Source organism: Mesorhizobium sp. CO1-1-11 (assembly GCF_020164995.1).
Taxonomy (GTDB): Bacteria; Pseudomonadota; Alphaproteobacteria; order Rhizobiales; family Rhizobiaceae; genus Mesorhizobium; species Mesorhizobium australicum.
Map to the genome: position 1 here is coordinate 12,780 of NZ_JAIUHE010000004.1, position 25,072 is coordinate 37,851.

Annotated in this window: 10 protein-coding genes; 7 read left to right on the top strand and 3 right to left on the bottom strand. The window is 64.3% G+C overall.

Going from position 1 to position 25,072, the window contains the following annotated elements; translation table 11 throughout:
• Nucleotides 1-18: 18 nt before the first annotated feature.
• Together pbpC and LB554_RS05390 are read right to left on the bottom strand one after the other, a co-directional pair.
• A complete protein-coding gene (pbpC, locus tag LB554_RS05385; RefSeq protein ID WP_224583430.1) occupies nucleotides 19-2,109 on the bottom strand; it encodes a penicillin-binding protein 1C in 2,091 nt (696 codons plus the stop codon).
• Between the two features lie 212 nt (nucleotides 2,110-2,321).
• Entirely contained in the window at nucleotides 2,322-7,802 is a 5,481-nt protein-coding gene (locus tag LB554_RS05390; protein ID WP_224583431.1) for an alpha-2-macroglobulin family protein, read from the bottom strand.
• A 280-nt stretch (nucleotides 7,803-8,082) separates the two neighbouring features.
• Here LB554_RS05390 and LB554_RS05395 point away from each other — a divergent pair, with 280 nt between their 5' ends.
• The 6 genes from LB554_RS05395 to LB554_RS05420 all read left to right on the top strand — a co-directional run bounded on the left by LB554_RS05395 (nucleotide 8,083) and on the right by LB554_RS05420 (nucleotide 22,701).
• Complete coding sequence (locus LB554_RS05395; protein ID WP_224583432.1) at nucleotides 8,083-10,011, top strand: autotransporter assembly complex protein TamA; 1,929 nt, start codon at nucleotides 8,083-8,085, stop codon at nucleotides 10,009-10,011.
• Between the two features lie 2 nt (nucleotides 10,012-10,013).
• On the top strand, nucleotides 10,014-16,067 hold the full coding sequence (locus LB554_RS05400; protein WP_224583433.1) for a translocation/assembly module TamB domain-containing protein: 6,054 nt from the start codon (nucleotides 10,014-10,016) through the stop codon (nucleotides 16,065-16,067).
• A 252-nt stretch (nucleotides 16,068-16,319) separates the two neighbouring features.
• Nucleotides 16,320-17,978: an ABC transporter substrate-binding protein gene (locus LB554_RS05405; protein WP_015317134.1), complete on the top strand. Its 1,659-nt coding sequence runs from the start codon at nucleotides 16,320-16,322 to the stop codon at nucleotides 17,976-17,978.
• A gap of 147 nt (nucleotides 17,979-18,125) precedes the next feature.
• Entirely contained in the window at nucleotides 18,126-19,160 is a 1,035-nt protein-coding gene (locus LB554_RS05410) for an ABC transporter permease (RefSeq protein WP_015317135.1), read from the top strand.
• An 11-nt stretch (nucleotides 19,161-19,171) separates the two neighbouring features.
• Nucleotides 19,172-20,329 (top strand): ABC transporter permease, encoded by a 1,158-nt coding sequence (locus tag LB554_RS05415; RefSeq protein WP_015317136.1) that lies wholly within the window; start codon nucleotides 19,172-19,174, stop codon nucleotides 20,327-20,329.
• Between the two features lie 50 nt (nucleotides 20,330-20,379).
• Nucleotides 20,380-22,701 carry an ABC transporter ATP-binding protein gene (locus LB554_RS05420; RefSeq protein WP_140873275.1) on the top strand — a complete coding sequence of 774 codons (2,322 nt, stop codon included), beginning with the start codon at nucleotides 20,380-20,382 and terminating at the stop codon, nucleotides 22,699-22,701.
• Nucleotides 22,702-22,714: 13 nt separating this feature from the next.
• On the opposite strand, the gene LB554_RS05425 is transcribed toward LB554_RS05420, so the two are convergent.
• On the bottom strand, nucleotides 22,715-23,305 hold the full coding sequence (locus tag LB554_RS05425) for a transglycosylase SLT domain-containing protein (RefSeq protein ID WP_224583434.1): 591 nt from the start codon (nucleotides 23,303-23,305) through the stop codon (nucleotides 22,715-22,717).
• Between the two features lie 216 nt (nucleotides 23,306-23,521).
• Here LB554_RS05425 and LB554_RS05430 point away from each other — a divergent pair, with 216 nt between their 5' ends.
• A complete protein-coding gene (locus LB554_RS05430) occupies nucleotides 23,522-25,060 on the top strand; it encodes a trimethylamine methyltransferase family protein (RefSeq protein WP_224583436.1) in 1,539 nt (512 codons plus the stop codon).
• The last annotated feature ends 12 nt before the right edge of the window (nucleotides 25,061-25,072 follow it).

Genomic DNA, 25,072 nt, shown 5'->3' on the forward strand with positions numbered 1-25,072 from the left:
ACTACTCAAGGATCGCTTTCACTGGACGAAGACCTTCACACTGGCCGCCCGTCCAGCAGCGTCGATGACGGTGAGCGTCGAATAGCCCGCGCCGTCGGGCAGCCAGGTCGCGGTGCGGCGGCGGTCGAGGCCGATGAGGGGCTTGCCATTGGCCAGCCAGCGGAACGGGGCGCGGCCGCCTTGCAATTTCAGCACCAGCGGCGAGGCGTCGGCCGAGTTGGTGGAGAGATCGACGCGGGCGCCGTCCGGCGGGAAGATGATGCTCGGCGCCGGTTCGGTCGGCGTCGCCTGCACCAGGCCATCCGCGCCGGCGCCGAAGCGGGCGAGCGTCACAGGCAGGTCCTCGCGCTTGGGTGTGAAGGCACCGGGCGGTTTGCCTGGCAGCGGTACGGTGGCGAGGCCCGAGCGGACAAGGCCTTCGAACAGGATCGGGGCGGCCGAGACATAGCCGGAGAGGCCCGGCACCGCGCCGGCATCGGGCCTGCCGACCCAGACGCCCAGCACATAGCGGCCATCGAAGCCCACCGACCAGGCGTCGCGGTAGCCGTAGGAGGTTCCGGTCTTGTAGGCGATGCCGCGCTGCAAGGCACCTTCCGGCGGTTTTACTCCGGAGAGGATGTCGATGATCTGCCAATTGGCCTGGTCGCTGAGGATGGTGGCGGTCGAACTCACGGCATTGGCCGGTTCGGTGCCGTCGCGCAGCGAGTGCGTCTTGCCGCCATTGGCGAGCCCCGTATAGAGCTGGACGAGGTCGCGCAGCGTGACGCCGACGCCACCAAGCCCGATGGCCAGCCCCGGCGCCTCATTGACCGGCAGGATCGGGTTGACGCCCGCCTGGCGGAAGCGCGCCGTCAGCCGCGCCGGACCGACCGCGTCGAGCACCCGGATCGCGGGCACATTGAGCGACAATTGCAGCGCCTGGCGGATCGAGACATCGCCCTGATAGCCCATGTCGAAATTCTTGGGTCTGTAGCCGCTGAAATCGACCGGGCTGTCCTCGATCAGCGTCTCCTGCGCCACCAGTCCCTGTTCGAAGGCGAGGCCATAGATGAACGGCTTCAGCGTCGAGCCGGGCGAGCGCACGACCTTGGTCATGTCGATCCAGCCGGAACGGCTGGAATCGAAGAAATTGGCCGAGCCGACTTCGCCCAGAATGTCGCCGGTGCGGGCATCGGCCAGCACCATGGCGACCGACAGACGCGGCCCGAGCCTGGTGGCGGCGTCGCGGGCCACCTGTTCCAGTCCCTGCTGGACGCTTTTGCGAATCGTCAGCTTGAGCGGCTGGCCGGGGACGGCCTTGGGCAGCATCGCGTAAGAGGCATGCGGGGCGAGCGCCGGCAAGCGCCGGCGCAGGCCCAACACATCGTCAAGCGCCGCGCGTGCCGCCTCGCGTTCGCCGATCAGGCCTGATGAGACCATGCGGGTGAGCACACGGTCGCGAGCTGCGTGGGCGATCTGCAGGTTGCGGTCAGGGCGGCGTTTTTCCGGCAGTTGCGGGAGGGCCACCAGAAGCGCGGCTTCGGAAACGGTGAGCCGCTTTGGCTCCTTGCCGAAATAGGCGAGCGAAGCGGCGCGCACGCCCTCCAGATTGCCGCCATAGGGCGCCAGTGTGAGATAGCGTTCGAGGATCTCGCGCTTCGACAACCGCCGCTCGATCTGGACGGCGCGCAGCATCTGCTTGAGCTTGGAGCCGAGGCTGCGGCTCTCGCGTGGCTCGATCAGGCGGGCAAGCTGCATCGACAGGGTCGAGCCGCCGGAGACGATGTGGCCGCTGGTTGCGAACTGGCCGGCGGCGCGCGCCAGCGCCAGCACGTCGACCCCGTCATGGTCCCAGAAGCGCTTGTCCTCATAGGTGACCAGCATGTCGACGAACTGCTTGTCGACCTGGTCGAGCCGGGTTTCCAGCCGCCAGTAGCCGTCCGGCGTGGCAAAGGCGCGCAACAGCTGGCCGTCGCGGTCCTGGACTTCCGTGGAGACGGTGAGCCTTTCAGGAAGCGGGGGCGGGAAGGCGCGGTCGAGTTGCCAGAGGGTGGCGGCGGCAATCGTGAAGAAGGCGGCAAGGGAGGCAACTGCGATGGCAGCGCGACGGAGGAGTTTCTTGGAAAGCATGGCGCCGCCCCTCATCCGGCTGCCGCCACCTTCTCCCCGTTTAGTGACGGGGAGAAGGGAGCTGTGGCATGCATTGGCGCCTTTCCTGCGACGTTTAAAGCTGGCGAAAGCTTTGGTGCAGGCTTCTTTCTCCCCGTCTCTATACGGGGAGAAATGCCCGGCAGGGCAATGAGGGGCGGCGCGAACCTCACGTTCATTTCCGCCAAGGCACCTTACGGTGCCTTGATCTCCATCATGCCGGTAGCTGTATGGGCCGAATATTGCGGGCGGTACATGTCCTCCACCGTTGCCGCCGGATGGGCGTAGGTGCCCGGCGTCACGGCGCGCACGACATAGGCAAGCGTCAGATTGTGGTCGTGGTCGCCATCGGCCGGGTTGAATGCCGCGACGAAGCGATCGTCGCGGAATTCCAGATGCGCGGCGTCGGTCTGTGCCAGCCAGGAGAAGTTCGTCAACTGGGCGCTGGAGACCAGGCCTGGATTGTCGATCTCGAAGCCGGCCGGCAACAGGTCGGTGACCAGCAGGCGCGACGGCCAGCTGTTCTGCTCGGTGACCTTGAGCACGACGACATAGCGTTCGTTCTGGGTTGCCTCGGTCACATTGGCTTCAGTGCCGTCGAGCTTGTAGTAGGTGCGGCTGATGGTGAAGCCGTCACCGCCGGCCGGCAAGGGCTGGATCGGCGACGCCACGGTGGTGACGACGGCCTGCAGCGGGGTCTTGCCGGTGTTGGCGATTTCCAGCGGGCTGTCGACCAGTTCGGAGCCGTTGACCTGGTTGGAATAGCCGCCGGAATGCGGCGCGCCATTGACGGTGAGCGCGATGGAGTCGTTGCCCTCCTTCAGCGCGCGCGCCGCCAGCAGCATCCAGGAATCGTCCTGGGTGCTGGTCCAGCGGGCTTCGGCGCGTTCCCTGGTCACCAGTTTGATCAGCTCGGGCACGATGGTCGATACCGGCTTCGATTCCGCCGCCAGCGACAGCATCGCCGCGCCGTCACGCAACGCCGAACCGTAGTCGGAGCGGTACCAGTCGTAGTCCGTGCTCGACTTGGCGAGTTGCAGCGCGGTCTTGAACGTCGCCTCCGAACGCTGCGTGTCGCCGTAGAGCGCCAGGCTCGCCGCCAGTTGGGCAACGGCCATCGGGCTCGAGAAGGCTTCGAGCTGGGTGTCGGCGTAATAGCGCAGATCGCCGATCGAGGCCTTTTTGTTGCGGGCGAGCACATAGAGGGCGTAGGCGATCTCGCTGCCGCGGTCCTGTACGCTCTGGTCGTAGCCGAGCGAGTTCTGCAGGTTGTTGAGGGCCTGGTTCATCGCCAGAGCCGGCACGTCGTATTTCTGCTCCCGCGCCCTGGTCAGGAATTCGCTGACATAGGCGTCGAGCCACAGGTCGCCGGAGCCCGGACCCCACAGGCCGAAGCTGCCGCTCGAGGACTGGTAGCTCAGGACCTTGTAGATCGCGTCCTGGACGCGGCCGTGCAGGTCAGGGTCGCTTTCCATGCCGACGCCGGATGCCATCTCGTTGACGTAGAGAAGCGGCATGGCGCGGCTGGTGGTCTGCTCGGCGCAGCCATAGGGGTAGCGATCAAGTGTCATCAGCAGCGAGGGTACGTCGAAGGCTGCGGCCTGCGAAACGCCGACACTGACCGAAGCGCCGTCGAGCAGGCTGGCCGCCAGGAGTTCCTTGTCGACGCGCAGCGCGCCGCCATTGCCCTTGAGGTCGACCACAAGGCGCGTGGTGACCGGCAATTGCGCCGGGCGCACCGGCACATAGAGCGTCTGCTCGACCTTCGTGCCGTCGGCGTGCGCCAGCTTGATGGTGAGCGAAGCATTGCCCGCTGTCCTGGCGATCAGCGGCACGGTCAGCGTCTGGCGCTTGCCCTGGGCGAGCGTCAGCTTCTGGGGCAGGGGCTTGTCGCCGGTCGACAGGTCGCCCGTCGTATCGATCGACAGCGCGTAGTCGCCAGCCGGGCCGTCTGTGTCGGCCACGTCGAGGCGCATGACGGCGTTGTCGCCAGGCGCCAGGAAGCGCGGCAGGCCGGCGGTAATCACTATGGGATCGCGCACGATCACGTCCGCCTGGGCATGGCCGACCGCTTCCTTGGTCCAGGCGACGGCCATGACGCGCACGGTGCCGTTGAACTGCGGGATATCGAAGTCGATCCGCGCCTTGCCGTCGGCATCGAGCTGGACGATGCCGGAGAAGAAGGCGACCAGCTTTTCGGTGGGCGGGCTGCCCTGCGCCTGCATATTGGCGCCGTCGCCGCCGGTCCGGAGCTTGCCGGTGGTGCCCAGCGAGCCATCGATCAGGCGGCCGTAGATGTCGCGGATCTCCATGCCCAGCATGCGCTGGCCGAAGAACCAGTTCTCCGGATCCGGCGCCTTGTAGTTGGTCAGGTTGAGGATGCCGACATCGACGGCGGCAACCATGACATAGGCGTTCGTGCCCGGCTGCACGCCGGCCACTGAAACCGGGATCGACAGCTGCTGGCGCGGCACGGTCTTGTCGGGCGGCGTCAGCGTGATGGCGAGCTTCTTGGCGCCCGGATCGACCGTCAGCCACTTCACGCCGATGGCGCGGGCCGGCATGCGCGTTTCCTGCGCATCGCCCGGCCGGAACAGGGTTGCCGTGACATAGGCGCCGGCACCCCAATCGTCACCGACGGGGATATCGACGGTGCCGCCGCCTGCCGGTACGGTCGCCGTGATGGTCTTCAACAGCTTGTCGGAACCGATGTTGATCAGAAGTTCGCCGGCAAAATGCGGCGAGATTTTCAGCTTCGCCACTTCGCCCGCGGCATAATTGTCCTTGTCGAGGGCGATCTCCAGGCCATCAGGCGTTTCGGTGGTCGTCGAGGCGACATACCAGCCGGCGTCGAACTCGTAGCTGGTCGCCGGCCCCTCGGGATCGGATGTCTCGACCTCGAGCCGGTACTGGCCCCAATCGACCGGCACGGAGACGGTGGCGTCGCCGTTGGCGCCGAGGTCAACCTGGCCGTTGGAAATCGACTTGGTGAAGGAGACCGGCTCGTAGTTCCAGGAGTTGTTGGAGCGGTACCACTGGTAATTGCGTTCGACCTTGACCAGTGTCCACTGCGCGCCTTTCAGCGCCTCGCGCTTGCCGTTGGGATCGACGGCGATCAGGCTGAACTTGGCGGTGCCGCCCTGCGGCACTTCGCCATCGGCGAAGTCCGGTCGGATGCCGATCATATGGCCTTGCGGGCGGATGCCGATGTTGAGCGAGCGCTCGATGGCGCGGCCGCCGGTTTCGCGCATGCGCACCGTCACCTTGCCGTCGACCAGCTTGGTGGTCGAGGGCAACTGGTCGACGGTAACAGGGAAGGTCGCCTTGCCGTCATCGCCGGCCACCGGCAGGTCGGTGAGCGGCGTGACCGTCGGCTCCGCCGACTGCTCGTCGGCGAGGCCGAAGGAAAAGTTGGGAAAGCGGTCCCAGTCACGAGAGGTCGACAGCGTCAACTCCCCTTCCAGCGCAAGGCCCGCCGCCGGCGCGCCATAGAGGAAGCGGCCGTCGATGTCGATGTTGGCGGTTTCGCCCCGCGCAATCTCCTGCTTGTCGGCTTTCATGTCGAATTCGATGCGATCCGGCACGAAGTCCTCGACCAGGAACATCTGGCTGGCCACCGCCGGCTGCTTGGGATCGGTGTGGATCGACACCGACCATGTGCCGCGCATGGCGTTGGGTTCGAGCGGCAGGTCGACGGCATGGCCGCCGGCCGAGGCCCCGTCACTGACGATGCGGCGGTCCTCGACGCCATCGGGGCGCGAGAAGATGAAGGTCAGCGGCAGGTTCTCGACCGCCTTGCTCGCACCATCGCGGGCAAGGGCGGCGACATGGACGTCCTCGCCGGCGCGGTAGATGCCGCGCTCGGTCCAGGCATAGACATCGAGCGCGCCTGGTGCCGCGCGTCCGGTGACGCCACGGTCGGACAGGTCGAAGCCGGCCTTGGCCATGTCGAGGAAGACGAAGTCATTATCGCCCTGCTTGGCCATCAGCACGGCCGGCACCATGCCGCCGTCACCGCGCGTCAGGCCGGGGTTGAAAACGGCGTGGCCGTCGGCATCCGACGTCGCGGTGCCGAGAACCTCGTTGTTCCTGGCAACCAGCGTCAGTTCGGCGCCGGCAATCGGCTTGGCGCTGCCCAGCGAACGGGCAAAGACATTGAGCCCGTCCTGGCCGGTATAGGTCGACAGGCCGATGTCGGAGACGACGAACCACTGCGTGGCCTGCGAACCGTAGTCGTCACTCTTGTCGTTGACGGGCTGCGCGGTCAGCACATAGACGCCGGGCTTGCGCTGCGGCAGCGCTTCGTCGACCGGGAAGGAGGTGGTGACTTCCTTGTTGAGGTCGTTGCCGATGTCGAGCTGGCCCTGCCAGACCGGTGCGCCCATCTGCTCGGAAATGTTGGAGATGTCATAGCCGTCGAGCTGGTGCAGGAACTGGTAGCCCGACAGAAGCTGCGCCAGCGAACGGTCGCCGATGCGGTAGAGCTTCATTTCGGCGGCGTTCATGTTGACGGTGACGACCGGGATGCCGCGGCGCGCGCCGGCCGGCAGCACGAAGCTGTCGCCGGTGAAGCGGGCGGACGGCGCGCGGTCCTGCACGTAGATCGACAGCACCACGGGGGCGGCGGTCACTTCGCCGATCGCCGCCGGCAGGCCGGCGCGGAAGGTGACGTCGTAGTGCTGGCCATGCTCCAGGCCCTCCACGCAGATCTGCTTGTCCTTGGCCTCGACGCCCTTGGGCGGCGCGTTGTCGACGGTGACGAACTGCGCGTAGTCGACGCCGGTCTTGACCAGTTCCTCGGAGAATTGCGCACAGATGCGCGGCGCGCTGGTGTCGGCATCGATGCTGTGATCGACAACGCGGAACCCTTTGCGGGCCTTCAGATCGGCATAGTCGGCCTGGACCGCGGGCGAGCTTTCCAGCGCAAGGCTGGCCTCATAGGCCTGCAGCGCCGGCCGGTAGAGATCGCGCTTATCGAGGCCGTTGCCGAGCAGCGCCAGCACTTCGGCGCGCGTCTTGGTGGTGCGCAGCAGCTTATAGGCGTTGAAGGCGGCCGACGTGCCGTTTGCCGGCAAAGTCGAGGCTTCGGAGGTGTTGGCGGCAGGCTGCACGGCCAGCGTTTCGCGCGCCAGCTTGAGCCAGAGCTGGCCATCGTCAGGCATGACCGAGACCGCGGCCTCGTATTTCTGCATGGCGGAGCGATGGTCGCCGGACAACACGGCCTGTTCGGCGGCATTGGTCAGCGCCGCCATGCCCTCTGTCGGCTTGTCGAAGGCCGGGCCGAGCAGCTTGTTGCGGTATTGCTGGGCCTGGTCGGCCATCCAGTTGGGAAAGAAGGCGAGTTCCGGCGGCGCGCCGATGTCGGGATCGCCGTCTATGCTGACGACCTTGCCGGCGACCGCGCCGGTGAAAGATTTCAACTGATTATAGTCGGATTTGAGAAAGCACCATTTTGCCTTGGTGTTGTAGGTGAAGGCGCGGCAGGCCGGATCGCCGAGGCATGTCGTCTTGCACTGGTCGAGCGTGACGTTCTGGTCGGACCGGAGATCGAAGCCGAAATAATCGGAATTGTCCGTCGTCGCGATCCGCCGGGCCTCGGCCGCTTGCGCGACGCTACCCCAGGCAAGGAAAAAAAGGACGAGAATCGACAGACCACGAGCCGCGCGCATTGCCATTACACCCTCCAGACAATTGCAGACGTCCGGGCATGATCAAGCTTCAGTCGGGCTTGTCAACGCGCGAACGCGGCAGGTGCCGCCTGCCAACGGTTTATTTTCCGGCCAAGGACCGGTATGCGGACAGTAACCTCCATGGGAAAGGGGATCACGCTTTCTTGCGGAAACGCAGAAGGTGTGAATTCCAAGCCCGTCCTATTTCAGACAATTGGATTGTGGCCCCTTTACGAGCGCTTCAGAACTTCATTCCAATTTTAGTTTTACGAACTAGGTTGTCTTAATGCCGGCGCATGAAGAGCAGATGTCAGGAGCGATCGCGCCAGGGCGCGTGCTTCCGCGCGCCCTGCTTTTGGCCATGATGTGCTCGATGGCGCTGCTTTGCGAATCGAGGCCCGCGGCCGCGTTCGAGCTTTTCGGCATCAAGCTGTGGGGATCGTCCAGCGACGAGGACGCCGACATTGTCGATCCCCTGCGCTATGCGGTGACCATCTCCGCGCCCGATGCCGACAAGGACCTGGTCAAGAAGCTCGAAAACGCCTCGGCGCTGAAAGGCGACGAGGACCGGCCGGTTTCGGGCTCGCTCGGGCTGATGGCCAAGGCACGCAGCGACCGTGAACAGCTGGTCGCCGCCCTTTATGCCGATGCCCGTTATGAAGGCGTCGTCACCCTCACCATCGACGGCAAGCCGCTCGACGAATTGCCGCCGGACGCCGAATTCAAGGGGCCGCAGCCCATTCCGGTGGCGATCGCCATCTCGGCCGGCCCCAAATTCACGCTCGGCAACATCAGGCTGGAAGGCGACGCGGCGGGGCTGATGAGCGCCGATTATGGGCTGATATCAGGCGGCGACGCCGGATCGGGCGCAGTGCTCAAGGCCGAGGCGCTGATCGTGCGGACGCTGAAGGAGCAGGGCAGGCCGCTGGCCAAGGTGACCGGCCGGCAGATCGTCGCCGACCACGCCACATCGACGCTCGACGTGACGCTGACGGTCGCGGCCGGGCCGGTAGCCGGCTATGGCGCGACCACGGTGGAAGGCACCGAGAAGGTCGACCGCGACTTCACCGAATACATGACTGGGCTGAAGCGCGGCAAGCAGTACTCGCCGCAGGAAATCAGCGACGCGCGCGACAGGCTGCTGGCGCTCGAGGTGTTCAACAGTGTCACCTTCAAGGAAGCCGACAAGCTCGATGCCGACGGCAACATCCCGATCGGCGTTCAGGTCAGCGAGCGCAAGCCGCGTTATTTCGGGCTGGGCGGCACATTTTCGAACACCGAGGGGCTTGGCCTGGAGGGCTACTGGGGCCATCGCAACCTGTTTGGCCGTGCCGAAAAGCTGCGCATCGACGGTGCCATCAGCGGCATCGGCAGCAACAATCTGTCCGAACTGAACTACAACGCCGGCGTCATGTTCGAGAAACCCGGCGTCATCGGGCCGGCGTCGAAGTTTTTCGCCAGCGTCAAGACGGTGCTGGAACATCCCGACGCCTACGACCATTTCTCGGTCAAGGGCAGCACCGGCCTGTCTTATGAACTCGACAAGAAGCAGACCGTGTCGGCCGAGGTCGCGCTCGATTATTCGCGCATTCACGACGCCTTCGGCAAGCACAAATACCTGATCGCCAGCATTCCGCTGCAGTATGTCTATGACAACAGAGACAACCGGCTCAATCCGACCACCGGCTTCCGTTTGCTGGCCTATGCCGAGCCGAGCTACGACATTTTGAGCGGTGCGGCCTTCCTCAAGCTGAAGGGCGAAGGGTCGGCCTATCAATCGCTGGACACGGCCTCGAAATTCGTGCTGGCCGAACGGGTCGCCGTAGGCTCGATCGTCGGTACCGGGCTGCAGAACGTCCCGGCCGACCGGCGTTTTTATTCCGGCGGCGGCGGCTCGGTGCGCGGCTATGCCTATCAGGGTATCGGCCCGAAGGACTTCACCGGCCAGCCAATCGGCGGTCTGTCCTTCTTCGAGACTTCGGTCGAGATGCGCATCGCCGTCACCGACACGATCGGCATCGTGCCGTTCGTCGATGCCGGCACCGTGTCGACCAAGTCGGTTCCGAACTTTTCCGACGTCAAGGTCGGCGCCGGTGTCGGCCTGCGCTACGTCACGCCGTTCGGGCCGCTGCGCATCGACGCGGCCGTGCCGCTCAACCGCGATCCAGGTGATCCGCATTTCGGCATCTATGCCGGCATCGGACAGGCGTTCTGACGATGAAAACGGTCTGGCGCATCCTTCGCATTGTCCTTTACACGCTGCTGATCGTGGTCGCGGGTGCGATCGGCGCGCTGGTCGTGCTGACCAAGACCGAGCGCGGGCGCGACAACCTCGCCGGCATCATTTCGCGGCTGGCTTCGAGCGCCGACCGCAAGGTCACCGTCAGCGGCATCAACGGCATCTGGTCGGGTAATCTCAGCGTCGACCATGTCGTGCTTGAGGACCGTGAGGGCGCCTGGCTGGTGGCGCGCAAGGTGGCCGTCGACTGGTCGCCGACGGCACTTCTGTCCAAAAGCTTCAGCGCCGATCGCATCGCCGCCGATCGCGTCGAACTGGCACGCCTGCCGGTGGCCGGTACGCAGCCGCCCGCGCAGAGCGGCACGACGACGCTGCCGGTCTCCATCGACATCAAGCAGATCGAGCTGCCGGAAATCGCGCTTGGCCAGCAACTGGCCGGCAGCGGCATCGCCGAGCTCGCGGCCAAGGGAATGCTCAAGGCCGACGCCGCGCCACTGGCGGTCCAGACGGTGCTCAATGTCACCCGTCACGATGGCAAACAGGGCAATGTCGACGCCAAGATCCATTTCGCACCCGCCGACAACAAGCTGGACCTCGACCTCAAGGCATCGGAGCCGGCCGGCGGCATCATTGCCAACCTGCTCAAGCTGCCGGATGCGCCACCAGTCGACATCGTGGTTTCGGGCAGTGGGCCGCTTGCCAACTGGAGCGGTGTCGGCACCTTCCTCGTCGACCATCGGATCGTCACCCAGCTCACCGGCCGTCACCAGCTCACCGACAAGGGCAATCATGTCGAGGCAAAGGGCGACGGCGATTTTGCCCGCTTCCTGCCGGAAAACCTGAAGCCGTTGTTTGCCGGCAAGACCAACTTCGATGTCGCGGGCACCGCCACGTCGGTGGGCGGCATCAGCATCGACCGGGCCAGCATCGAGAGCGATGCTGTGCACGGCACCGCGTCCGGCATTGCCGATCCTGCCGGCGCCAGCGACCTGTCGGTCGAACTCGCCGCCAAGGGCCCGCCCGTGGTGATCAGCGTCGGCAGCAAGGCGCAGCCGATCACGCTCGCGATCAAGAACGCCACCGCGCGCGCCTTCGGCGACGGCAAGGCGCCGATCGTCGACATCGGCGCCTCCTTCGTTTCGATCGTCGCCGGCGGCACGCGGCTGGACGATCTGGCGGCGCAAATCCATTCCGATGGTTTCGATATCCAGAACCGCGCCGGCCCGGTTGCCGTCAAGCTGGAGGCGGGCGGCCTGAACACCGACGTCGCGACGTTGGCGCCGCTGATCACCGGCAAGGTCAATGTCGATCTGGCCGGTTCGATCAGCAGGGACGCCATTGCCATCGATCAGGGTACGCTGCGCTCCGATGCGGTCAATGCCTCGCTGACGGCGACGGTGGCGCTCGCCGACATGTCGATGCAGCTCAAAATGAATGCCGATGCCGTGGCGACCGCGTTTCCCCAGCAGATCGCCTCGGTACTCGGCGGGCGGGTGAAGTTCTCGGCCACGGCATCGCGCGATCCGCAGGGATCTTTCGCCGCGAACTCCATCGAACTCACTTCGGGATCGCTCAGCGCCAGCGGTACGGCCAGCATGCAAGGCACGGACATCCAGGCCGACATCAAGGGCAAATTGGGCGATGTTTCGGTGTTGTCGCCGACGGTCGGCGTGCCGGTTGCCGGCGGGGTCGATTTCGCGCTGTCGGCAAGCGGCGCGATGACCGCGCCGGATTTCACCGTAACCGCCAACAGCGACAGCCTGACCGCTTCGGGCCGCACGGTGAAGGCCATCAAGCTGAGCGCGAGCGGCAAGGCCGACATAACGAACCCTTCCGCCAACGTCTCGCTGACCGGCGCCGTCAACGACCAGCCGCTCGACATCAAGGCGGCCCTGGTGACCAGCGAGGGCAAGCGTTCGATCAATGGCTTCCTGGTGTCGCTGGGCGACAACAAGGTCTCGGGCGATCTGGCGCTCGACGAGAAATTCATGCCCCTGGGCACGCTGACGCTCGCCGCACCTGCCATCGACCAGTTGGCCGCGCTCGCCGGCCAGGCGGTGACCGGCGACATCAACGGCACCATCCTGTTCGCCAAGGACGGCGATGCACCGTCCATTGCCATCGATGCCAAGAGCACCTCGGTCGCGCGTGGCGAGGTGACGGCCAAAGCGATCGCCATCAATGCGCTCGTCGCCAATTATCTCAAGGCGCCGGCGATCTCGGGCACCATCAAGGCCGATGCGGTCACTTCGGGAAGCACGGAAATCAGCAGCATCGGCGTCGACCTCAAGCGCGACGGCGACTGGACCGATTTCACTGGTGGCGCGACCATAGCAGGCATTCCTGCGACCGCTGCCGGCCGGGTGAAGATCGCCGAGGGCACGACCAGCGTCGAGATCGCCTCGGGCGACGCCACCGTTCGCGGCATCAAGACGGCGATTGCCGAACCGTCGGCTCTGACCATCGCCGACGGTACGACCAAGATCGAGAAGCTGGTGCTCGATATTGGCGGCGGCAAGGTGGCGCTGTCGGGCAGCGCTGGCGAGACGCTCGATCTGGCGGCGCAGGTCTCCGCCTTGCCGGCAGCGCTTGCCAATGCGTTTTCGCCTGGCCTGGATGCCACGGGAACGCTTGACGGTATCGCTGAAGTGAGCGGAGCGCCGGCAACTCCCGATATCCGGTTCAACGCGAAACTGGCCGGTGCCCAGACCAGCCAGACCCGCCAGGCAGGGCTCGGACCGCTCGCCGTCGATGCGGCCGGCAGCTACACGATCGCCGGCGGCGTCGCCCTCGACCATGCAACCCTGTCCGGCGACAAGGTCTCCGGGCAGGCCACAGGCACCATCAATCCGAACGGGGCGAGCGATTTTGCCATCGATCTGACCTCGTCGGGCCCCAGCCTGCCGCTGACGGTCGGCAGCGCCGAGAGCCCCGTCAAGATCGAGGTCCGATCAGTATCGGCTAAAATCGCGGGCGAAAGCACGCATGCCCGACTGGACCTTTCCGTGATCCTGCCCTCGGTCGTCACCAGCCCGGCGAAGGTGGACGGACTGACCCTGGCACTGCACTCGGACGCATTCGATCTCCGGAATCGCGCCGGGCCGGTTTCCGGAACGGTATCGGTGGACAAGGTTGGGCTCGACAATCCAACGATCGCGCCGCTTATCGCCGGCAAGGTCACGGCCGCGCTCAGCGCCCGGCTGAGCGCCGACACTGTGGCTATCGACAGCGGTTCGCTGAAAAGCGATGCGCTGAGCAGCCAGGTGGCCGGTCACGTATCGCTGCGTGACGGTGCCATCGATCTCAACCTGAAGGCGGATGCGCCATCGTCGGCCTTGCCGGCGGCGGCGCGCGGCATGCTTGGCGACCGCGCCCAGATAAGCGCCATGCTGAAGCGCGAACCCAACGGCAATCTCCACATCGGTGGATTGAAGCTGACTTCCGGCGCGCTGAGCGCCGACGGACAGGCAAGCCTTGCCGACAACAAAGTGACCGCCGATATCAGGGGGGCGCTGAGCGACATCTCGCCATTGTCGAAGGATGCCACGGGCGCCATCGCCTTCGCGCTGAGCGCGCAAGGGCCGGCCATGGCGCCCGACCTGTCGCTTACCGTCAACAGCGACAGACTGTCGGTGGCATCGCGCGAGATCACCGGATTGAAGCTCACGGCTACCGGCAAGGCCGATGCCGCCAATCCGGCGGCCAATGTCCAACTCACCGGCAATGTCGCCGGGCAGGCGCTGCAGGGGAGTGCCGTGCTGGCAACGGCGAACGGCAAGAGCGCCATCAACGGCCTGCTGCTGTCGCTGGGCAAGAACCGAATCTCGGGCGATCTGGCGCTGGACGACAAGTTCGTGCCTGAAGGCATCATTTCGCTCGACCTCCCCGACATCGGGCCGCTTGCCGCACTGGCACTGGAAAAGGCCGAAGGCGACGTTCGCGGCACGATCGCCTTCTCCAGGAATGGCGCGGCGCCGCAGGTCGCCATCAAGGCGACGACCGACTCGATCATACGCGGCGACCTGCAGGCGAAGGCCGTCTCGGTCGATGCGCTGATCGCCAATTATCTCGCCGCTCCCGTGATTTCAGGCAAGATCCGCGCCGACACCGTCACCTCGGGCGGTACGGTGATCAGCGGCATCAATGTCGATTTGAAGCGCGATGGCGACTGGACCGGCTTTTCCGGTGGAGCGACGGTCAAGGGCATTCCGGCGCAGGCGGCAGGCCGGGTGAAGGTAGCCAACGGGACGACCACCATCGAGCTTGCTTCAGGCCAGGCGACCGTCCAGGGCATCAAGGCGGCCATCGCCCAGGCCTCGACCGTCAGCATCGCCAATGGCACGACGACGTTGGACAGGCTGGTGCTCAACCTTGGCGGCGGCACCGCGACGATGACCGGCAAGGTCGGGCAGGCGCTCGACATCAATGCGGTGCTGGCACGCGTGCCGATGTCGCTCGCCAACAGTTTTTCGCCCGGGCTCGATGCCGCGGGTTCCATTTCCGGCACGGTGAAGGTGACGGGCGCACCGGCGAGCCCCGCGGTTGCCTTCAACATAGACGCGGCCGGCGTGCAGACATCGCAGACCCGTGGCGCGGGCGTCGGCGCGGTGAGCGTTTCTTCGTCCGGCACCTTTGCCGGCAACAAGCTGGCCTTCAACGCCAACATCAGCGACGGGGCCGGCCTTGGGCTCAAGGGCGGCGGCACGGTGACGACGGTGGGCACTCCGGCGCTGGCGCTCGACTTCAACGGTGCGGTGCCATTCGGCCTTCTCAGCGAGAAACTTGCCGCGCAGGGCTTGTCGCTGACCGGCAACGCCAACGTCAATGTCCAGGTGCGTGGTCCGGCGACATCTCCGGTGATCGGCGGCAGCGTCAAAACCTCCGGCGCGCGGCTGGTCGATGCACGCTCGGGCCTTGCCATCAACGATATCGCGGCCGATGTCTCGATCGGCAATGGCGTTGCCAGGGTCAATCGGTTGACCGGAACCCTGTCGACGCGCGGCAGCCTGTCGGCCAGTGGCACGGTCGGCATCAATCCGGCGCAAGGATTCCCGGCCGACCTGTCGATCAAGCTCACGGACGGTCGTTATACGGACGGTCGCGTGGTGACCGCCAACCTTGGCGGCGACCTGACGATCAAGGGGCCGCTGACTTCGGCACCGGCGATTGCCGGCACCGTCAACCTGGCCAAGACCGTCATCACGGTCCCGGACAAATTGCCAGGCTCGCTCTCGGCGCTCGACGTCAAGCACAAGAATGCGCCGGGTCCGGTCAGGGCGCAGGACAAGGCGCTGCGCCCGGCGACGACCAGCGGCAAGAGCGGTGGCAGCGGTCTTGCGCTCGACGTCACGGTCAACGCGCCGAACCAGATCTTCATCCAGGGCAGGGGTGTCGACGCCGAATTCGGTGGCTCGCTCAAGCTAACCGGCCCGGCCTCGTCGCCGCAAGCCGTCGGCACCTTCACCTTGCAGCGCGGCCGGCTGTCGATCCTTGGCAAGCGGCTGACCTTCACCGAAGGCACGGTCGGGTTCTCGGGTTCGCTGGTGCCTTACCTCAATCTGACGGCGACGACGACCACGACCGGCGCGACCGTCACCATCGTGGTGTCGGGCGAGGCGACCAATCCCAAATTCACCTTCAGTTCGGTGCCGGCGCTGCCGGAGGACGAGGTGCTGGCGCAGTTGATCTTCGGGCGGTCGATGTCGAACCTGTCGCCGCTGCAGATCGCGCAGCTGGCCGAGGCCGCCGGACAATTGGCCGGCGTCGGCGGTTCGACGTCGCTTCTGGAAAACCTGCGCAGCGCCATCGGCGTCGACGACCTCGACGTGACCACCGATGATAAGGGCGGCACGGCGGTCTCGGCCGGCAAGTACCTGAACGACCGCACCTATGTGACCATCCAGAAGGGCGACAAGCCGGGTTCCGGCAAGGCGACCATCGATCTCAATGTCGGGCGCGGCGTCAAATTGCGCGGCGAGGCGACGGACGCCGGCGAAGCCAAGGGCGGCATCTTCTACGAGAAGGAATATTGAGGGCCTGGCCTTCATCCTGGCCGCAACTGGCGCTGTCGTAACCAGTGCGAATGTCTCAATTTAATTGCCCGAAGAGATTTTGGCGAAATCTGGGCGCACTAGCAATTTTGCGCCAAGACTGTCGCTATCACGCGAACTGCCCCCCTTCCAAAGTTGCACATTCGCTAACATGTTCCCAATCCATGCCGTCTTTGACATCATGGCCCGGATGCGGAATGTTAATCGGCGGAAAGCCAACAATGGGAGTTAGTCATGACAATCTATAAGAGCAACGGCGACAGCGTTCCGGATCACATCCTGGCGATGGCCGAAGAAGCCAAGTCGGGCAAAGTCGATCGCCGCGAATTCCTCGCGCTCGCCAGCGTCTTCGGTGCCTCGACCGCCATGGCCTACGGCCTGCTCGGCCTTGCCGCTCCGACCCCGGCCAAGGCCGAGGACGTCCAGGGCAAGAAGGGCGGCGTGCTGAAAGTGGCGATGTCGGTCAAGGATCCCAAGGATCCGCGTACCGCCGACTGGTCCGAGATTTCCAACGCCGAGCGCCAGGCGCTCGAGCCGCTGGTGAAATACACCAAGGAGTACACATTCGCTCCATATCTGCTGGCAAGCTGGGACATCAACGACGACGCCACCGAGTACACGCTGCATGTGCGGCCTGGCGTCGAATGGAACAATGGCGACAAGTTCACCGCCGATGACGTGATCTACAATTTCACCCGCTGGGCCGACAAATCAGCCGAAGGCAACTCGATGCCTGGACGTCTCGGCAGCCTCGTCGACGAAAAGACCAAGAAGTTGCGCGAAGGGTCGATCGTCAAGGTCGACGACATGACCGTCAAACTGAAGCTGTCGAAGCCCGACATCGCCATCATCCCGAACCTGTGCGACTATCCCGGCCTCGTCGTCCACAAGAGCTTCGACGAGAAGGGCGCCAACTTCAAGAACTGCCCGATCGGCACTGGTCCGTTCGAGCTCGTCTCCTATGATGTCGGCCAGAAGGTGGTCTACAAGCGCCGCACGACCGGCAAGTGGTGGCAGGGCGAAGCCTTCCTCGACGGCGTCGAGTTCATCGACTACGGCACCGATCCGGCCGCGACCGTTTCGGCCTTCGAATCGGGCGAAGTGCAGACCAACCACGAAACGACCGCCGACTACGTCAAGATCATCGCGGACGTCGGCGCGCCGCCTTCGGAAGTGGTGACCGCGGCTACCGTGGTGTCGCGCTTCAACGTCAACGCCAAGCCTTATGGCGACCAGAAGGTGCGTCAGGCGATGTGCCTGGCCGTCGACAATTCGGTGGTCCTGCAGCTCGGCTACGGCAATGCCGGCACGCCGGCCGAAAACCACCATGTCGCGCCGATCCATCCGGAATATGTCGAACTGCCGAAGATCAAGCGCGACGTCGCCAAGGCCAAGCAGATGCTGACGGAAGCCGGCGTGATCGATTTCGAACACGAGCTGATCAGCAACGACGAGGACTACCACAAGAACACCACGGACGCGATCGCGGCCCAGCTGCGCGAGGCCGGCATCAAGGTGAAGCGCACCGTGCTGCCGAGCTCGACCTTCTGGAACGACTGGACGAAGTATCCATTCTCGGAAACCAACTGGAACATGCGTCCGCTTGGCATCCAGGTCATCGCCATCGCCTACCGCTCGGGCGAAGCCTGGAACGAGACGGCCTATGCCAATCCGGACTTCGACAAGAAGGTCAACGAGGCGCTCGGCATCGCCGATGCGGAGAAGCGCAAGGTGGTGATGAAGGACATCGAGCAGATGCTGCAGGATTCCGGCATCATCATCCAGCCTTACTGGCGCAAGCTCTACATCAACATCAAGCCCGAGGTGAAGAACCACTCGATGCACCCCACCTACGAGCACGATTTCGGCAAGGTCTGGCTCGATCAGGCGTGACCGCTGCTTGATGATATGAGGGGCGCCTGCCCCTCATATTCGCAGGATCGTCGCCGTTGCATTGGATGCAGCGGCGGCGGGACGCTACAGGGTTTTCGTCACAGGGTTGACCATATCTGACCCCAACCCGGCCGGCAGGGGGGCACAATGTTCTCATTCATCATCAGACGCATCGGCACGATACTGCTCACGATGCTGTGCCTGACGCTGGTCGTCTTCTTCCTCGTCAATCTCGAACCCAATCTGAAAAAGCTGGCGATCAGCCAGACCGAAATGCACACATCGGCGGAGCAACTCGAAAGCTGGCTGGTCAATCACGGCTATCGCCAGAATTTCTTCGTTCGCTATGGCCAGTGGCTCGGCGTCGTACCCAAGCAGCCGATCACGGATCCGGCGACCGGAAAGACCACGCAGCGCTTCTCCTTCTGCAATGACCCGGCCGTGCCGACATTCTCCGGCGTGATCGAGGGTGATTTCGGCTGCTCGACCAAGTTCAAGACCACGGTCGCGGCCAAGCTGTTCCCTGCGCTGGGCGCTACCGGCATTCTGATGCTCTGCGTGCTGGGCGTAATGGTGCCGGTGTCGCTGCTGGTTGGCATCCTTGCCGGCATGCGGGAGGGGTCGCGCACCGATCGCGTGCTGTCGATCGCCTCGATCGCCTCGACGGCGACGCCTGAATATGTGTCGGGTGTCATCTTCACCGTCATCTTCGCCTCCTGGCTCGGCTGGCTGAACGGGTCGGCCGCCTCAGCAAGCCAGGGCATCACGTTCTACAATTTCACCCTGCCGGTGATCACGCTGGCGATCTACGGCATCGGCTATATCGCACGCATGACACGCGCCTCGATGGTCGAGGTGATGACGCAGCAATATATCCGCACGGCACGCCTGAAGGGGCTTTCCTTCAAAAGCGTCGTGGTCAAGCACGCGCTGCGCAACGCCTTGATCGCACCGTTCACCGTCATCATGCTGCAGTTCCCCTGGCTGCTCACCGGCGTCGTCATCGTCGAGGTGATGTTCCGCTACCAGGGCTTCGGCTACACGCTGGTCGAGGCCGCCGGCAACAACGACATCGATCTTCTGCTCGGCTGTTCGCTGGTCTCGGTGTTCATCGTGCTGATCACCCAGCTCATTTCCGACGTCGGCTACGCATTCCTCAATCCGCGCATCCGCGTTCAGTAGGGAGAAGGCGCATGCAAGCTCAATATATCGGCGCCTCCACCATCATCCTCGAAGTGCTCTGGCGCTTCTGGCCGGTCTGGGCCGCGCTCGCCATCGTCATGGGTGCGAGCTTTCTCTACAAGAAGAAGCTGGCGCTCTACGGCCAGTTGTTCGACAGCGGCGTCGGCATAGCGGGCGTGTTCATCTGCCTGTTCTGGCTGTTCACGGCCATTTTCGCCTCGACCATCTCGCCTTTCGATCCGCTCGGCCAGATCCCGATCATGAAGGACACGCTGCCTGGCGCCATCGAACCGCAATCGGGGCTCGTCTACCTCTTCGGCGGCGACAAGCTCGCCCGCGACGTGTTCTCGCGCATGGTCTATGGCAGCCAGATCGTGTTGATCATCGCACCCGCCGCGACCGGTTTCGCGCTGATGGTCGGCATCACGCTTGGCCTGCCGGCCGGCTACTACGGCGGCAAGATCGATTCCATCCTGTCGTTCCTGGCCAACCTCGTGCTGGCCTTCCCGGTGATCCTCTTGTTCTACCTGCTGGTGACGCCGGGCATCATGGACACGCCGATCCCCTATGCGCTGGCCGGCGTCTTCTTTCTGTTTCCGATCATTTTCTTCAGCGTGCTGTTCTGGACACGCTACAAGAACCGGCCCGACCGGATTTATATCCTGCTCGGCCTGACACTGATCATCGGCGGCTGGATCTACCTCGGCCTTGTCTTCGACAGGGATCCGCTGCACATCGTCCACATCGATCCCAACCAGCTCAATATCTTCGTGGCGGTGGTGTTCGCCTCCAGCCCGGGCGTGTTCCGCATCGTGCGCGGCCTGGTGATGGACATCAAGACGCGCGACTATGTGGCGGCAGCGCAGACGCGCGGTGAATCGCCTTGGTACATCATGCTGTGGGAGATCCTGCCCAATGCGCGCGGGCCGCTGATTGTCGATGCCTGCCTGCGCATCGGCTACACCACCATACTGCTCGGCACGCTGGGTTACTTCGGCCTGGGCCTCGCGCCCGAGAGCCCGGACTGGGGTACGGCGATCAAGGATGCCAGCCGATTGCTGCGGTCCTTTATTCACCCGGCGCTGCCGCCGACGATCGCGTTGATGTCGTTCGTGCTGGGCCTCAACCTGCTCGCCGACTCACTGCGTGAGCAATCGATGAAGGATTGACGGCGGGGTCTCAGATCCCACTTGGCCAAGAATAAGGATTGGAGCGACCCATGAACGAGGCAGTTCGAAATCCGGCACAGCCGATCATCGAGATCGAGAACCTTTCGATCTCCTTCTTCACCCGCAAGGGCGAGATACCGGCCGTCATGGACTTTTCCTGCACGGTCATGCCGGGTGAGGCGATGGGCATCGTCGGCGAATCCGGTTGCGGCAAGTCGACCGTGTCGCTCGGCATCATGCGCGACCTCTCCAACATCGGAAAGATCGTTGGCGGCAAGATCAAGTTCCAGGGCAAGGACATGGGCGAGCTCTCCGACGAGGAGCTGCGCGCCATCCGCGGCAACAAGATCGCCATGATCTACCAGGAGCCGATGGCCAGCCTCAATCCGGCGATGAAGATCGGCCAGCAGCTGATGGAAGTGCCGTTGATCCACGACAAGGTGTCGACGAAAGAGGCCTACTCCAGGGCGCTCGAAATGGTGCGCTCGGTCAAGCTTCCCGATCCCGAGCGCATGATGCGCTCCTATCCGCACCAGCTTTCCGGCGGCCAGCAGCAGCGCATCGTTATCGCCATGGCGCTGCTGTCGAAGCCGGCGCTGCTTCTGCTCGACGAGCCGACGACGGCGCTCGACGTAACCGTGGAAGCGGGCATTGTCGATCTGGTCAAGGGGTTGGGCGAGAAGTTCGGCACCTCGATGATCTTCGTGTCGCACAATCTCGGCCTCATCCTGGAAACCTGCGACCGCATCACGGTGATGTATTCGGGCGAGGCGGTCGAGACCGGCAAGATCAAGGACGTCTTCGACCGGATGCGCCACCCCTATACGCAGGGGCTGTTCCGTTCGATCCCGCTGCCTGGCGCCGACAAGAACTCGCGGCCGCTGATCTCGATCCCGGGGCAATTGCCACTGCCGCACGAACGGCCTAAAGGCTGCAATTTCGGCCCGCGCTGCCACCATTTCGTCGAGGGCGTCTGCAACGCCGCCGAAATCCCGATGATCGAAGTCGCCGGACACGAGGGCCATTTCTCGCGCTGCGTGCGCTTCAACGAGATCGATTGGGAGGCATTGCCGCCCGGCGCCAAGAAGGTGAATGAGCGCGTCGTGCCCGGTGCGCCAGTACTCAAGATCGAGGACCTGCGGAAATACTACAAGGTCGGCGGCAGCGAGGTGTTCGGCTCGAGCGAAGGCCGCGTCGTCAAGGCCAACGAGACGATCTCGTTCATGGCACGCGAATCCGAGACCGTGGCCATCGTCGGCGAATCCGGCTGCGGAAAGTCGACGCTTGCCAAGGTATTGCTCGGGCTGGAAACCGCCAGCTCCGGCAGCGTCACGCTCGGCAACAAGGAAATCCAGTCGACCGGCATCGAGAAGCGCAGCGTCGACACCGTGTCGTCGATCCAGATGGTGTTCCAGAACCCGTTCGACACGCTGAACCCCAGCCATTCGGTCGGGTCGCAGATCATCCGGACGCTGGAAAAATTCAACGTCGGCAAGACCGTTGCCGACCGGCGCAAGCGCATGCTGGAACTGCTCGACCTGGTGAAACTGCCGCGGGCGTTCGAAACCCGCAAGCCGCGCCAGCTTTCCGGCGGCCAGAAGCAGCGTATCGGCGTGGCGCGAGCCTTCGCCGGCGACGCCAAGGTGGTGGTGGCCGACGAGCCGGTTTCGGCGCTCGATGTCTCGGTGCAGGCGGCGGTGACGGAACTGCTGATGGACATCCAGCGCAAGAACAAGACGACGATGCTGTTCATCAGCCACGATCTCTCGGTCGTGCGCTACATCGCCGACCGCGTCGTCGTCATGTATCTCGGCTATATCGTCGAGCAAGGCACGACAGACCAGATCTTCGCGCCGCCCTATCATCCCTATACCGAGGCGCTGCTCTCGGCGATCCCGATTGCCGACACCAGCGTGGTCAAGAAGCACATCGTGCTGGAAGGTGACATCCCATCGGCGATGAACCCACCGTCCGGCTGTCCGTTCCAGACACGTTGTGGCTACAAGAAGCTGGTGCCTGACAATCTGTGCGAGACCAAGGTGCCGCCGGTCAAGAATCTCGGCGATGGCCATATGAGCCTGTGCTGGCTCTCCGACGACGTGCTCAAGACCATGGAGCCGGTGATCAAGTTCGACAAGGAACATGCTGCCCATGAAGGCGTCCCTGACGACGCGCCGCATGGCGAAGGTCCGGGCTTTGCCGGCGAGCCGCCAAAGCGGCCACATGGTAAGGTGGCAGGTGCTGAGGCCGACGCGATCGGGGAGGCCGCCGAGGAGGCGGACGCCGTTTCGCGGGCCCGTCGCCACGAAGTCCGCGACGAGGTGTCGGAAACCGGTGATTCAAAACCGAAAGACACGACAAAGCCGCACTAGCGCGGACAGGACATCAGCTCCCGCATTGCTGCAGCTGAACAGCATAGTCGCGGGCCATCTTGTCGGTGGCCCGTGCGTAGCCCTGGACGCCCGCATCGCCACGATTGCCGCGGCCATAGGCGGTCCAGCCTAGGTAATAGGCGAGGTAGAGGTTGTAGGTGTCGTTGCGCGCGACGCCGTATGTGTCGGCTGTCTTGGAATGATACCAGCCGACGAAGTCGACGGCGTCGGCGAATCTCGTGCGCCGCGCCGCCCAGTTGCCGGTTTCGCGCTGATATTGCGACCAGGTGCCGTCCAGCGCCTGCGAGAAGCCGGTGGCCGAGGAGACATGTTTCCACGGAATGAAGCCGAGCAGTTTGGTGCGCGGCGGCCGGGCGTTGCTCTTGAAGCCGGATTCCTTGCGCACCGTTGCCATCAGCACCGGCACCGGCACGCCGTATTTCTGTGAGGCGCGCTCGGCACCCGACTGCCAATTGTCGAACCAGCCATCGTTCTGGTCGAAGACGGCGCAGACATTGTTGATGTGACTGGGTGCCGTCGCGCAGGCCGAAAGTGCCAGCAGCGCGCCAACCGCTACAATTTTACTAAAACTCGACCTACGCATTGGATGAGCAATAGCCCGAAATCATAAAGGGAATCTTGCTGCCGCTGTTAACGCCTCGTCGGCACGGTCAGGTGAGAAAATGCCATAGCTGTATTTCGACGCCAATTGTCGCCTTTTATAAAGTCGTGCTGAGTATATGCCGCCTTGGCTAAAATCACGCCCGTAAACGGCGCATTTCTGACAGCTTGCGCGGTTTACCGAAGCTTTGATGCCGGCATGACCGAACCAAGACGCAAGCGCGGCGCCGAGCGCACCAGCAACCGGGGGCCAGCGCCCATCGCACAGCTGCGGCCCAGGCGGGTGATCAATCCCTATCCGCCGATGGCCTTGCTGTCACCAGACCAGATCGAGGCGATCCATCAGGCGTCGATGCACATATTGGAGAATTTCGGCATCGAGGTGATGAGCCCGCGTGCGCTGTCGCTGTTCGAGAAGGCCGGCGCCAAGGTCGATCACGCCTCGGCCAATGTGCGCGTCGATCGCGGCATGATCGACGCGGCGCTGAAGACAACGCGGTCCGGCTATACGCTGACCCCACGCAATCCGGCCAACACAATCCATCTCGGCGGCAACACCATCAATTTCACGCTGGTTGCGGGTCCTCCCAATGTGCATGACATGGAGCGGGGCCGCCGTGCCGGCAATCTGCGCGACTATGCGGATCTGACCAGGCTGGCGCAGCATTTCAACTGCGTCCACATGCTTGGCAACCAGGTCTGCGCGCCGGTCGAACTGCCGGCCAACTCACGCCATCTCGATACGTACTTCACCAATCTGACGCTGACCGACAAGAGTTTTCATGTCTCGGCGATCGGCCGGGGCAGGGCGCTGGACGGCATCGAGATGATGGCGATCGCGCGTGGGATGACGCTGGCCCAGATGGCTGATGATCCCGGCATTGCCACCATCATCTCGGTCAACTCGCCGCGTCGCTTCGACGAGATGATGGCCGAGGGGCTGATGACCATGGCCGAGTACGGCCAGTCGGTGGCGGTGACACCGTTCACGTTGATGGGAGCGATGAGCCCGGTGACGCTGGCCGGGGCGCTGGCGCAGCAGAATGCCGAGGCGCTGTTCGGCGTGGTGCTGACGCAGCTGGTGCGGCCAGGCGCGCCCGTGATGTACGGCGCCTTCACCTCCAATGTCGACATGAAGTCGGGCGCGCCGGCCTTCGGCACGCCTGAAAACACCAAGGCCAACATCGCTTCGGGTCAATTGGCGCGCCGCTATGGCCTGCCATACCGGACGACGCCCGGTTCGGCTTCCAACGCCGCCGACGCGCAAGGCGCCTATGAGACCCTGATGGCGTTGTGGGGCGCGGTGCTTGGCCATGGCAATCTCGTCTACCACGCCGCCGGCTGGCAGGAGGGCGGGCTGACGGCTTCGTTCGAGAAATTCATCATCGACGTCGAGATGATCCAGCACATGATGGAGTTTTTGCGCCCGATCGTGGTCGATGAGGCCGAACTTGCCGTCGAGGCGCTGGGCGCGGTGCCGACCGGCGGCCATTTCTTCGGCGAGCCGCACACGCTGGAGCGCTACGCCACCGCCTTCTACCAGCCGATGCTCTCCAACTGGCAGAATTACGAAGCCTGGCAGGAGGCCGGCGGCCTCGACGCAACCGCGCGCGCGACGCGGCTGTGGAAGAAGGCGCTGGAGGATTATGTCGAGCCGGTGATGGACATCGCCGTACGCGAAGCGCTCGAGGCCTACGTGGCCAAGCGCAAGGAAGCGATCGGACAGGGCGAGCCGTAATGCGCCACGAAC

What these genes read in the sequence shown, in the direction of transcription:
- LB554_RS05405 (WP_015317134.1), top strand. Translation starts at nt 16,320, where the DNA reads ATGACAATCTATAAGAGCAACGGCGACAGCGTTCCGGATCACATCCTG.
- LB554_RS05430 (WP_224583436.1), top strand. Translation starts at nt 23,522, where the DNA reads ATGACCGAACCAAGACGCAAGCGCGGCGCCGAGCGCACCAGCAACCGG.
- LB554_RS05415 (WP_015317136.1), top strand. Translation starts at nt 19,172, where the DNA reads ATGCAAGCTCAATATATCGGCGCCTCCACCATCATCCTCGAAGTGCTC.
- LB554_RS05395 (WP_224583432.1), top strand. Translation starts at nt 8,083, where the DNA reads ATGCCGGCGCATGAAGAGCAGATGTCAGGAGCGATCGCGCCAGGGCGC.
- LB554_RS05420 (WP_140873275.1), top strand. Translation starts at nt 20,380, where the DNA reads ATGAACGAGGCAGTTCGAAATCCGGCACAGCCGATCATCGAGATCGAG.
- LB554_RS05410 (WP_015317135.1), top strand. Translation starts at nt 18,126, where the DNA reads ATGTTCTCATTCATCATCAGACGCATCGGCACGATACTGCTCACGATG.
- pbpC (WP_224583430.1), bottom strand. Translation starts at nt 2,109, where the DNA reads ATGCTTTCCAAGAAACTCCTCCGTCGCGCTGCCATCGCAGTTGCCTCC.
- LB554_RS05400 (WP_224583433.1), top strand. Translation starts at nt 10,014, where the DNA reads ATGAAAACGGTCTGGCGCATCCTTCGCATTGTCCTTTACACGCTGCTG.
- LB554_RS05390 (WP_224583431.1), bottom strand. Translation starts at nt 7,802, where the DNA reads ATGGCAATGCGCGCGGCTCGTGGTCTGTCGATTCTCGTCCTTTTTTTC.
- LB554_RS05425 (WP_224583434.1), bottom strand. Translation starts at nt 23,305, where the DNA reads ATGCGTAGGTCGAGTTTTAGTAAAATTGTAGCGGTTGGCGCGCTGCTG.